Below are 12,103 nucleotides of genomic sequence, written 5' to 3' on the forward strand. Positions count from 1 at the left end.
CCGTTATTGGAAGAATACTCACACATTCAAAACGAGTTGTCTAACCTAACTTCCACAAACCTTTAGGGACTCTCGCAATAATGGTCACTAGCGTCCGCGATTTCGCAGAGCCGCGGCATCCGCACCACCAGGGAGGCACCCACCATGGCCAGCACGAGCAACCCCGACTCCCCCAACGCCCACATGGCGGATAGCCACGACCTCATACGGGTGCGCGGCGCTCGCGAGAACAACCTCACCGACGTGAGCGTCGACATTCCGAAGCGCCGGCTCACGGTCTTCACAGGTGTCTCGGGCTCAGGCAAGAGTTCCCTGGTCTTTGGCACCATCGCCGCCGAGTCGCAGCGGATGATCAACGAGACCTACAGTGCGTTCCTTCAGGGCTTCATGCCTTCGCTCGCTCGCCCCGACGTCGACGTGCTCGAGGGCCTCACGACTGCGATCATCGTCGACCAAGAACGCATGGGTTCCAACGCCCGCTCGACAGTCGGCACCGCCACCGATGCCAATGCCATGCTGCGTATCGTGTTTAGCCGTCTAGGTGACCCGCATGTGGGATCACCGCAAGCCTTCTCCTTCAACGTGGCCTCTATCTCCGGCGCCGGTGCGGTCACCTTTGAAAAGGCCGGCGTAACGACCAAGGAGCGTCGCGAGTTCAGCATCACCGGCGGCATGTGCCCCACGTGCGAAGGTCGTGGCACCGTCAACGACATCGATCTCACGCAGCTCTACGACGACAGCAAATCGCTCGCCGAGGGCGCGCTGACCATCCCCAACTACACCGCCGATGGCTGGATGGTGCGCATCTTTACCGAATCAGGCTTCCTCGACCCCAATAAGCCCATCAAGAAGTACACCAAGACTGAGCTGCATGACTTTCTCTACAAAGAGCCAGTCAAGGTCAAAATTCAGTCGATCAACATGACCTACGAGGGGTTGATCCCCAAGATCCAGAAGTCGATGCTGTCGAAAGACCGCGAGGCGATGCAGCCCCATATCCGCGCCTTTGTCGATCGGGCCGTCACGTTCACGGCCTGCGCCGATTGCGGAGGCACTCGACTCAACGAGGGTGCCCGAGCATCCAAAGTCGCGGGAATCAATATTGCGGATGCCTGCGCCATGCAGATCAGTGACCTCGCCGCGTGGGTGCGCGGGCTGAAAGAACCATCCGTCGCCCCGCTGCTCGAAGCACTTCAGCAAACCCTCGACTCGTTTGTCGAGATCGGGCTCGGCTACCTCTCGCTCGATCGCCCGGCCGGCACACTCTCCGGCGGTGAAGCGCAGCGCACCAAGATGATCCGTCACCTGAGTTCGTCTCTCACCGACATCACGTACGTTTTTGATGAGCCAACCATCGGCCTCCACCCGCACGATATCCAGCGGATGAACGAGCTGCTGTTCCGGCTGCGCGATAAGGGAAACACCGTTCTCGTGGTTGAGCACAAGCCCGAAACGATCTCGATTGCCGACCACATTGTCGACCTCGGGCCAGGGGCCGGAACTGACGGCGGTCAGATTTGCTTCGAGGGCAGTTTCGACGAGCTGCGCCAGAGCGACACGGTCACCGGCCACCACATTGACGACCGCGTCTCGACCAAAGACACCGTGCGCTCCCCCAGTGGTGTCATGGAAATTCGCGGCGCCGACACCCACAACCTCAAGAACGTCGACGTTGATATCCCGCTGGGCACTCTCGTGGTGGTGACGGGGGTCGCTGGTTCCGGCAAGAGCTCCCTCATTCACGGCTCGGTCGTCCCGCGTGAGGGCGTCGTGTCGGTGGATCAAGCCGCTATCAAAGGCTCACGGCGCAGCAATCCCGCCACCTACACCGGATTGCTCGAGCCCATTCGCAAGGCATTCGCCAAAGCCAACGGCGTCAAGCCCGCTCTGTTCAGCGCGAACTCCGAAGGCGCCTGCCCCAATTGCAACGGCGCCGGCGTGATTTACACCGACCTCGGCGTCATGGCCACCGTCTCCACGCCCTGCGAGGTCTGCGAGGGCAAACGCTTCATGGCCTCGGTCTTGGAATACACGCTTGGAGGAAAGGACATCAGCGAGGTTCTCGGCATGTCTGTTGCCGAGGCCGAAGCGTTCTTCGGCGAAGGCGAGGCACGCACTCCCGCGGCCCACGCCATCCTCGACCGGCTCGTTGATGTCGGGCTGGGCTACCTGCGTCTCGGCCAACCGCTCCCCACGCTCTCCGGCGGAGAACGGCAACGCCTCAAGCTTGCCACCCAGATGGCTGACAAGGGCGACGTTTATGTGTTGGATGAACCGACCACGGGTCTGCACTTGGCCGATGTTGAGCGCCTCCTCGGCCTACTCGATCGGCTCGTCGATTCGGGAAAATCCGTGATTGTCGTCGAGCACCATCAGGCAGTCATGGCCCATGCAGACTGGATCATCGATCTCGGTCCCGGTGCTGGAAACGACGGCGGCTCGATCGTCTTCGAAGGTACGCCAGCTGATCTCGTCGCGGCTAAGTCGACGCTCACGGGCTCGCATCTTGCGCAGTACATTGCGGCGGCGCGGTAGACCACCACAACCCCGTTCGAGCGCCCCGCACAACCACCCCGTAGGGTTGCACCAACCACTAGCGCGCTGGAGCACTCATGACTTTCTTCGAATCAATCACCACAGTCTTTCGCAAGTACGCAGATTTCACCGGTGTCGCAAGCCGCCCCGAGTACTGGTGGTTCGCGCTGTTCTCGTTCATCACGACGTCGATTGCTGCCTCGCTTGACCCCTCGGCGAGCAGCGAAATGGGCAACTTTGGATTCTCTGTCGGTCTGAGTAGTGCGTGGTCGCTCGCCCTGCTTGTTCCGCAGCTTGCCGTCGCAGTGCGTAGGTTGCGCGATACCGGCCGCCATTGGACCAACCTCTTCTGGATTCTCGTTCCGATCGCCGGTGTCATCGTTCTCATCGTGTTCCTGACCCAGCCGAGCATCCACCAGCAGCCGACCACTCCCCCTCAGCCCACAGCGACTCCATAAGGGTTTCATAGGAACCACCGCCACCATGGCTCTCATCACGATCAGGAGAGACCATGAAACGACGATTTTCCACGGTGGCTGCGACAAGCGTGCTGCTTCTTGCCCTTGCAGGCTGTACCGCAGCAGAGACCACGGATGCTGAAACCAGCACCCCCACGGTCGAGGCGACAGAAAGCGCTACGACCGCGACCACGGCATCTTTTGCCGCATCCAACGGAGACTGCGACGCTATGGCCGCAACGCTGCGTGACGTTGAAAGCGCGAACCCCGATCTTGTCGACCCCGAGTTATCAGCAGTGTGCGATGGCGACACCCTGACGATCACCAGCAACAGCATCCCTGACTACCTCTACATCGCCACGACGCCTGGTTCGCCCAAGGTTTCCGAGGTCACGATGACTATCCCCGTCGACCCCACCGTGGCGGATGAACCCACTGATGTTCCCCTACTCGGCGCTCTCGGAATCGCCGTGAACGGCGTCCCCATCTATGGCCCCACGGAAGGCACGGGCGGTGACGTGAAGTCGCTCGCGGGTGCGCTCTCGGAGTGCGGCAGCCACAGCGGCCCCACCGACTTCCATCTGCACTGGTTCGGTTACGCCGACGGCGTCGACTGCCTCTATGACGCGGATGAGATCGAAACCGGTGAGTCGCTCGTGATCGGCTGGGCCGCGGATGGCTACCCGATCATGTCTGGAGTCGTGTGCTCCGACGACGAATGCAGCGAAACAGTCCAGCTCACGAGTAGCTGGCAGCTCACCGACGAATCGCTCTTTGCCACGGACACCTGGGCTGCCCACAGCTACGTCGAAGGCTCGGGAGACCTCGACGAATGCAACGGCCGCGTCGATAGCGACGGCCAATACCGCTACTACTCCACGACCACATTCCCCTACTTCGTCGGTTGCTACTACGGCGATGTCGCAGACGACGCCCTCGGCGGCAACAATGCTGCCAATCCCGGCGGCGGCGCTGGCGGCATGCCCGGAGCAGGGGGCTAACGATGCGCCGCACAACACGCACCGATGACGGTGCCCCCAACACCGCTCGCCGCAGCTTCCTCGCTTTCGGGGCGCTTGCGGTGGCGGGCACGGCGCTCGCCGCGTGCACCGCCACAGACTCGGATGCCGCAGGCGAGAGCACAGAAACTCCCAACGACGCCGACATCGGTTTCTTCTCTGACATGGCCCTGCACCACGAGCAGGCTCTCGCCATGTGCCAGCGAGTAATCGGACGAGACAACGGAGATTCCGTGCAGTCGCTGGCCGCTGACATCCTGCAGAACCAGTCGTTCGAACGCGGGGTCATGCACACGTGGCTCACGGTCTGGGGCGAAAGTACCGCCCCGCCCGAAACCGTCATGGGGTGGATGGGCATGGAAATGCCCGCAGCCGAGATGATGGGCCTCGCCACTGACGAACAGATGAGTTCTCTCGCCACGGCCACGGGTATCGCCCAGGGACGGCTATTTCTCACCCTCATGCGCGCTCACCACGTGGGCGGCGTCCACATGGCCGAGATGGCGACTGAGAATGCGGCAATCGCAAACGTGCGCACCACGGCAGAACGGATGGCCACGATCCAGAACTATGAAATAGGGATCATCGACCAACTTGTGGCGACCACCTATGCGTAGCGAAGTGGCCGCGAGTAGCTAATCTGGGTAGATGAACGCGTGCCCGTGCCAATCGTCCGAGACCTACGACGAGTGTTGCGGCCGCTTCCATCGCGGTGAGGCACTCGCTCCCACGGCTGAACGCCTCATGCGCTCGCGGTACAGCGCCTACTCTGTCGGCGACACCGCCTATCTGCTGAAGACGTGGCATCCGTCTACCCGTCCCGCAGCGCTCGAACTTGATGCCGATGTGCGCTGGTTTCGACTCGACATTGTCTCGCGCACCGGTGGCAGCATGTTCGATACCACCGGCACCGTCGAGTTTCGCGCGCACTATCGGCACGATGGCGGAGCCGACCAGCAGCACGAGAACAGCAACTTTGTGCGCGAAAATGGCGCCTGGCTTTACGTTGACGCTATCTAATGAGTGAGAACCAAGGAGAACCGGTGAACTACATACTCTCGATCGATCAGGGCACCACCAGCACGCGCGCGATCATTTTTGATCACGACGGCAAACCGGTCACTTCGGGCCAGCTGGAGCACGATCAAATCTTCCCCAAGGCGGGCTGGGTCGAACACGACGCCACCCAAATTTGGAACAACACGCGCGAGGTCATCGGTCAAGCGCTCTCCAAGGCCAACATCACCCGCCACAGCATCGCCGCGGTCGGCATCACCAACCAGCGCGAAACGGCCATCATCTGGGACCGCGCCACCGGCAAGCCCGTCTACAACGCCATCGTCTGGCAAGACACCCGCACTCAGGCCATCATCGATCGCATCGCCGATGGCGACACCGACAAGTTCAAGACGATCACCGGACTGCCCCTGGCGACGTATTTCTCGGCGTCCAAAATTGTGTGGATGCTCGACAACGTCGACGGAGTTCGCGAGCGTGCCGAGGCGGGCGAGCTCGCCTTCGGAACCCCCGACACGTGGGTGCTATGGAACCTCACCGGCGGCCCCGACGGCGGAGTACACGCGACCGACGTCACCAACGCGAGTCGCACGCTGCTGATGGATCTCGAGTCGCGCACATGGAGCGAAGATATTCTCTCTGAACTGGGCATTCCGGCTTCGCTGATGCCCGACATCCGCAGCTCATCTGAGGTGTACGGCACCGTTTCGACCTCGAGTCTGCTGCGCGAAGTTCCCGTCGCGGGCATTCTGGGCGACCAGCAGGCAGCAACTTTTGGGCAGGCTGCCTTCGAAGCCGGCGAATCGAAGAATACCTATGGCACCGGAAACTTCCTCATCACGAACACCGGCACCGACATCGTGCACTCCGACAACGGACTCATCACGACGCTCGCCTACCAACTCGGTGACGACGCACCCCGTTACGCGATCGAGGGCTCGATTGCTGTAACCGGCTCACTCATCCAGTGGCTGCGTGACAACCTCGGCATCATCTCTCGTTCCGAAGAAGTCGAAACCCTGGCCGCGTCAGTCGACGACAATGGCGGCGTGTACTTCGTGCCGGCGTTCTCTGGTCTCTTTGCGCCTCACTGGCGTCCGGATGCCCGGGGAGCCATTCTCGGCCTCACTCGTTTTGCCAACAAGGGTCACATTGCTCGCGCCGCGCTCGAAGCCACCGCGTTCCAAACCAGCGACGTGATTGAAGCAGCCAATGCGGATGCCGACGTCGCGATGACAGAACTGCGCGTGGACGGCGGCATGGTCGCCAACTCCGCGCTCATGCAATTTCAGGCGGACATCCTCAACATGCCGGTCGTTCGCCCTGAAGTCGCCGAGACCACGGCACTCGGTGCTGCGTACGCAGCCGGCCTCGCCGTCGACTACTGGAGCGGGCTCGATGAGCTGCGCGATCGCTGGAATGAAGGCGAACGCTGGGAGCCTCAGATGGATGCAGCCGAGCGTGAGCGCCTCATCCGCAACTGGCAAAAGGCCATCACTAAGACGCTCGACTGGGTCAACGAAGACACCGACTAGGCAGCTGTCGGGCTTCTCCCGGGCCTCGCAGACGACGCGAGCCTGCGATTCTCGCTCGCCTAGCGATTAGTCGCGGCGACCCAGTCGTCGAGTTTGGCGCTGGCGCGACCAGAGTCGACAATGTCTTCCACACGATCGAGCTGTTCGCGCAGCCGCTGCACGAGCGGGCGCCGGCTCTGATCGGCATCCTTCGCCAGCTCGAATGAGGCGAGTCCAGCGGCTGCGTTGAGCAAGACAACGTCGCGCGCCGGCGACTTCTCCCCCGCCAGAATCGAGCGAATTACCTGAGCGTTGTACTCCGGGTCCTTACCCAAGAGTGCTTCGATCGGCGCGCGCGGGATGCCGAGCTCAAGCGGATCGAGGTCGTGCTCGGTCACAGAACCGCGGGACACTTCCCACACGTGGCTGTGTCCGGTCGTCGTCAGTTTGTCGATTCCATCGTCGCCGCGGTAGACGAGCGCAGTAGCGCCGCGCGTCTGGAACACGCCCACGAGCAGGCTCACTCGCTCACGGCTACCGACTCCGACGGCCGAGGCCTGCGGGCGAGCGGGATTGCAGAGCGGACCAAGAATGTTGAACAGAGTGGGGATGCCCATCTCACGTCGGGTTGGCCCCGCATGGGCAAAGCCGGGGTGGAATAGAGCGGCGTAGACGAACGTGATGCCCACTTCATCCAGCACGTCAGCAACGCGTTCCGCAGTGAGATCGAGCTTGAGCCCCAAAGCACTCAGAACATCGGATGCTCCGCTCTTGCTACTCGCACCACGATTGCCGTGCTTAATAACGGGCACGTCCCCCGCTGCCGCGATCACCGAGGCGGCGGAAGAAATGTTCAACACCGCGCCGTAGGGGTCACCTCCGGTGCCCACGATATCCAATGCCATGGGATCTACGGGAAGCGGCACCGCACTAGCCAGCGCAGCATCGCGGAATCCGACGATCTCGTCGACCGTTTCACCCTTGATGCGAAGCGCGATCAACATGGCGGCCAACTGAGCGGATGTCGCTTCACCGACCATCACGGAATTCATTGCCCAAGAGGCTTGGCTGATCGACAAATCCTTGCCGGACACGAGCGTTGAAAGGATTTCTGGCCAAGTTGGGGATGCAGACATGGGCTAAATCCTACCGATCCTGAGCCGACAGGCCGGAGATTGAAAAACGTACGTCGAGTTATCAGCCATAATAGATACGTGACCACAGCTGCCCTCAACCGCTCTCTTGGAGCCCAGTCTGTCCAGCGACCGAACACTGTTGCGGTCGGTACCATCGTTTGGCTTGGTAGCGAGGTGATGTTCTTCGCCGGCCTCTTCGCTATTTACTTCACGCTGAAGTCGACGTCCCCCGGATTGTGGGCGGAACAGACCGAGAAGCTCAATGTGCCATTCGCGACGACCATCACGATCATTCTGGTGCTCTCGTCCGTGACCTGCCAGTTCGGTGTCTTTGCCGCTGAACGTATGCAAGTGAGCCGCACAGGGTCACTATTCGACATGCGTAAGTGGGGCATGACCGAGTGGTTCTTCATGACTTATGCCATGGGAGCTGTGTTCGTCACCGGTCAGGTCTGGGAATACGCGACGCTCGTTTCCGAGCACGTCAGCCTGTCGAGCGATTCCTACGGCTCGGCTTTCTACATCACCACCGGGTTCCACGGACTCCACGTAGCTGGCGGCCTCATCGCCTTCCTGCTCGTGCTCGGTCGCGGCTTTGCCGTGAAGAAGTTCGGACACAAAGAGGCAACAACCGCCATCGTTGTTTCCTACTACTGGCACTTTGTCGACGTAGTGTGGATCGGCCTCTTCCTCATCATCTACGTGCTCAAATAAGAAACGGAATAGACGTAATGGCCTCAAAGGCAGCTCGCGCGTCAGGCGGATCTCGATCCGCTGGGCGACGCCATCCCCTTGCGACTGTAGCCCTCCTGCTCGTCGGCCTCTTGGGAACGGGCGGTGCATATGCGCTGTTCACCTCCAGTGCAACGGCAGAGACCAGCGCATCCGCTGAAGCTCTCGTAGAAGAAGGCGGAAAGCTCTTCGCCGCCAACTGTGCAACCTGTCACGGTCTCGACCTTCAGGGAACGACTCAGGGTCCCACCCTTATCGGTGTTGGTGCGGCAGCAACCGACTTCCAGGTCGGAACCGGTCGCATGCCCATGGCAATTACCGGCCCGCAGGCTGAAGTTAAGCCGGTTCAGTTCACGGAAGAGCAGATTCAAGCTCTCTCTGTCTTTGTCGCAGCACAAAGTCCCGGCCCCGCAATCCCCGCTGACATGTACCTCACCGGTAAAGACGACGTTTCTAACGGCGCCGAGCTTTTCCGCATCAACTGCGCAATGTGCCACAACGTTGCTGGTGCGGGTGGAGCGCTGACCGAGGGCAAGTATGCTCCGCACCTTTCCGGTGTCACGTCGAAGCACGTTTACGAGGCTATGCTCACTGGTCCGCAGAACATGCCTGTGTTCAACGACGCCAACCTCTCTCCGGAGGAAAAGGCAGACATCATCACGTACCTCAAGTACCTCGATGAGACACCTTCCGTTGGCGGATTCACGCTCGGATCACTCGGACCCGTCTCTGAGGGTCTGTTCATCTGGATCTTCGGCCTTGGCGCGATCGTGGCAATCACGGTCTGGCTCACGGCTAAGTCAAACTAGTTAGCGACCGCTTCACAGCGGACGGTTGAAGGGATAAGAATGGCAGACGACCACGGCGACACCGCCGGCAGCACGGCTGCGGGTAAGGACGTCGAGCAGCACGGCGCTCCTGCACACAGTGCAGGCACCGCCGTCGTCGCAAGCAACGAGGTACCCAACCCTGGGTTTCTCCCGCATCGCCCCCGTGTAACGGATCTCGATCCCAAGGTCGACAAGCAACAAGAGCGTCGAGTATCGATGCTGTTTGTGCTGTCGATTGTGGGTAGCGTGCTCGCAGTAGTCGCGTACTTCGCGTTCCCCATCGAGCCTGGAAACATGCAGTCGGTACGCAATAACACGCTCTTCCTTGGCTTGGGAATTACCCTCGGGTTGCTGGGAATCGGTGTCGGTGCCGTCCACTGGTCGAAGGCTCTCATGCAGGGCCACGACCTCGTAGAGCAGCGCCACAGCACCCGCGGCAGCGAAGAGACTCGCGCCAAGGCAATTGAAGTGTTCACGCTGGGCAATAAGGACTCCGGCTTCGGTCGTCGCACGCTATTGCGCAACACCCTCATCGGTGCTCTCGTGGTGACGCCTCTTCCTGCCGTCGTTCTCTTCCGCGACCTGGCCCCTGCCGACGATCCTGTAGGGCTGCTCAAGCACACCTTCTGGGAGAAGGGCATGCGCTTGACCCGCGACCCCAGCGGAACCCCGATCAAGGCCTCTGATCTCACGATCGGTTCTGCCTTCCAAGTTATTCCTGAAGGACTCAACGATTCTGAGCACCGCATCGAAGAGAAAGCTAAAGCAGCCGTTCTCCTCGTTCGCCTCAAGCCTGAGGACCTGCAGGTATCTGAGGGCCGCGAAGACTGGAACTATGACGGCATTGTCGCCTACTCCAAGATCTGCACCCACGTCGGATGCCCCGTAGCGCTGTACGAGCAGCAAACGCACCACCTGCTGTGCCCGTGCCACCAATCACAGTTCGACATCAAGCGCGAAGCAGCCGTAATTTTCGGCCCTGCGAAGCGTCCACTTCCGCAATTGCCGATCACGGTCGACTCAGAGGGCTACCTCATCGCTAAGAGCGACTTTGAAGAGCCCGTCGGTCCAAGCTTCTGGGAGCGCCAGCTATGACAACCACCTCCACCCAGGACGCACAGCCCAAGACGCGCGGACAGCGTTTCACCGGAGCTGCAGCGAATTACATCGACGAGCGCACCAGTATCTCTGGACTCGTTAAAGAGGTAGGTCGCAAGATCTTCCCCGACCACTGGTCGTTCATGCTCGGTGAAGTAGCGCTCTATAGCTTCGTCGTCATCCTGCTCTCGGGAACATTCTTGACGTTCTTCTTCGAGGCGTCGATGGTTGAAGTTCACTACGAGGGTTCCTACGCACCACTCAAGGGCATCGAGATGTCGGCGGCTATGGCCTCCACGCTCGATATCTCGTTTGACATCCGCGGTGGACTGCTCATGCGCCAGATTCACCACTGGGCAGCGTTGCTGTTCGTGGCCGCAATCGGTCTGCACATGCTCCGCGTGTACTTCACAGGAGCTTTCCGCAAGCCGCGTGAGATCAACTGGTTCATCGGGTTCGTTCTCTTCATTCTCGCCATGGCTGAGGGCTTCACCGGTTACTCGCTCCCCGATGACCTGCTTTCCGGCAACGGTCTGCGCATCATCGACGGAATGGTCAAGGGAATCCCCGTCATCGGAACATGGATCTCGTATCTCCTGTTCGGTGGAGAGTTCCCCGGCATCGACATCGTGAGCCGCCTCTACATCCTGCACATCATGCTGCTGCCGGCGCTCATCATCGCCGCTATCGGTGTTCACATGCTGCTGCTCGTGATCAACAAGCACACGCAGTTTGCTGGGCCCGGTCGCACCAACGACAACGTCGTGGGCTCCCCCGTCATGCCTGGCTTCGCTGCCAAGGCCGGTGGATTCTTCTTCATCATCTTCGGTGTCATCACGCTGATCGCGTCGACATTCTCCATCAACCCAGTGTGGAACTACGGACCATACGACCCCTCCCCCGTTTCTGCGGGTACTCAGCCTGACTGGTACATCGGATTCGCCGACGGCGCGCTCCGACTCGTGCCGCCAGGGTGGGAGACCGAGTGGTTCGGCTTCACGTGGTCCTTCAACATCATCGCTCCACTGGTGATCTTGGGTCTCTTCATCGCGATCGTTGCCTTCTACCCCTTCATTGAGGCGTGGATCACCGGCGACAAGCGTGAACACCACATTGCTGACCGCCCACGTAACGCTCCGACCCGTACCGCTATCGGTGCAGCCGGCGTCACGTTCTACGCAGTCCTGTGGGCCGCCGCAAGCTCCGACTTGATAGCAACGCACTTCAAGCTATCGATCGAGGGCGTTATTCACACTTGCCAGGCTCTGCTCATCTTCGGACCGATCATCGCGTACTTCATCACGAAGCGCGTCTGCCTCGGCCTGCAGAAGAAAGACCGCGAGATTGCTCTGCACGGCTATGAATCGGGCCGCATCGTGCGCCTGCCCCACGGTGAGTACATCGAAGTTCACGAACAGCTCTCAGAATACGAGCGCTGGAAGCTCGTGAGCTACACGGACTACAAGCCGCTCATGATTCGCCCCAACGATCAGGGTCGCATCACCTTCGGCCAGCGTCTGCGCGCCTCCGCTTCGCGTTGGTTCTTCGAAGACCGCATCGCTCCCGTCTCGCAACAGGAGCTCGAGCAGTCCAAGGACGAGCACCACTAAGGCTGCTCCCCCGTTCTATAACCCGTGTGGGCCTCACCGAATTTGTTCCGGTGAGGCCCACACGGCGTTAAGGGGATGATCTAGAGCCAAGCTAGCGGCTGCGCCAAACCCAGGTCGCCCTACGCCGAACCTACGGTCACAGCACCGTGGGGCG

The 12,103-nt window shown here is 60.7% G+C and carries 11 protein-coding genes; 10 read left to right on the forward strand and 1 reads right to left on the reverse strand.

Annotated elements, in window-relative coordinates; all coding sequences use genetic code 11:
- Nucleotides 1–144: 144 nt before the first annotated feature.
- The 6 genes from ACR3YK_RS12230 to glpK all read left to right on the forward strand — a co-directional run bounded on the left by ACR3YK_RS12230 (nt 145) and on the right by glpK (nt 6,564).
- Nucleotides 145–2,535 (forward strand): ATP-binding cassette domain-containing protein, encoded by a 2,391-nt coding sequence (locus tag ACR3YK_RS12230; protein ID WP_486175119.1) that lies wholly within the window; start codon nt 145–147, stop codon nt 2,533–2,535.
- A gap of 77 nt (nt 2,536–2,612) precedes the next feature.
- Nucleotides 2,613–2,993: a DUF805 domain-containing protein gene (locus tag ACR3YK_RS12235; RefSeq protein WP_486175120.1), complete on the forward strand. Its 381-nt coding sequence runs from the start codon at nt 2,613–2,615 to the stop codon at nt 2,991–2,993.
- Nucleotides 2,994–3,046: 53 nt separating this feature from the next.
- Nucleotides 3,047–3,994 (forward strand): YHYH protein, encoded by a 948-nt coding sequence (locus ACR3YK_RS12240; RefSeq protein WP_486175121.1) that lies wholly within the window; start codon nt 3,047–3,049, stop codon nt 3,992–3,994.
- A gap of 2 nt (nt 3,995–3,996) precedes the next feature.
- Entirely contained in the window at nt 3,997–4,629 is a 633-nt protein-coding gene (locus ACR3YK_RS12245) for a DUF305 domain-containing protein (RefSeq protein WP_486175122.1), read from the forward strand.
- A gap of 31 nt (nt 4,630–4,660) precedes the next feature.
- Nucleotides 4,661–5,032, forward strand: coding sequence for a YchJ family protein (locus ACR3YK_RS12250; protein WP_100389059.1), 372 nt, complete (start codon nt 4,661–4,663; stop codon nt 5,030–5,032).
- Nucleotides 5,032–6,564: a glycerol kinase GlpK gene (gene glpK / locus ACR3YK_RS12255; RefSeq protein WP_486175123.1), complete on the forward strand. Its 1,533-nt coding sequence runs from the start codon at nt 5,032–5,034 to the stop codon at nt 6,562–6,564. The genes ACR3YK_RS12250 and glpK overlap by 1 nt, the downstream gene beginning before the upstream one ends.
- Before the next feature lie 59 nt (nt 6,565–6,623).
- Here glpK and trpD read toward each other — a convergent pair whose 3' ends face one another.
- Nucleotides 6,624–7,679, reverse strand: coding sequence for an anthranilate phosphoribosyltransferase (trpD, locus tag ACR3YK_RS12260; protein WP_486175124.1), 1,056 nt, complete (start codon nt 7,677–7,679; stop codon nt 6,624–6,626).
- A gap of 78 nt (nt 7,680–7,757) precedes the next feature.
- Here trpD and ctaE point away from each other — a divergent pair, with 78 nt between their 5' ends.
- The 4 genes from ctaE to qcrB are packed head-to-tail and all read left to right on the forward strand — an operon-like array spanning nt 7,758 to nt 11,949.
- The gene (gene ctaE / locus ACR3YK_RS12265) at nt 7,758–8,393 is read left to right on the forward strand and encodes an aa3-type cytochrome oxidase subunit III (RefSeq protein ID WP_100389062.1); all 636 of its coding nucleotides are present in this window, start codon (nt 7,758–7,760) and stop codon (nt 8,391–8,393) included.
- Nucleotides 8,394–8,410: 17 nt separating this feature from the next.
- Entirely contained in the window at nt 8,411–9,220 is an 810-nt protein-coding gene (gene qcrC, locus ACR3YK_RS12270; RefSeq protein WP_486175125.1) for a cytochrome bc1 complex diheme cytochrome c subunit, read from the forward strand.
- A gap of 39 nt (nt 9,221–9,259) precedes the next feature.
- Nucleotides 9,260–10,336 carry a cytochrome bc1 complex Rieske iron-sulfur subunit gene (gene qcrA / locus ACR3YK_RS12275; RefSeq protein ID WP_486175126.1) on the forward strand — a complete coding sequence of 359 codons (1,077 nt, stop codon included), beginning with the start codon at nt 9,260–9,262 and terminating at the stop codon, nt 10,334–10,336.
- Complete coding sequence (gene qcrB, locus ACR3YK_RS12280) at nt 10,333–11,949, forward strand: cytochrome bc1 complex cytochrome b subunit (RefSeq protein ID WP_486175127.1); 1,617 nt, start codon at nt 10,333–10,335, stop codon at nt 11,947–11,949. Before qcrA ends, qcrB begins: the two co-directional genes overlap by 4 nt.
- The last annotated feature ends 154 nt before the right edge of the window (nt 11,950–12,103 follow it).

This window comes from Salinibacterium sp. 10G20-15 (assembly GCF_057365065.1).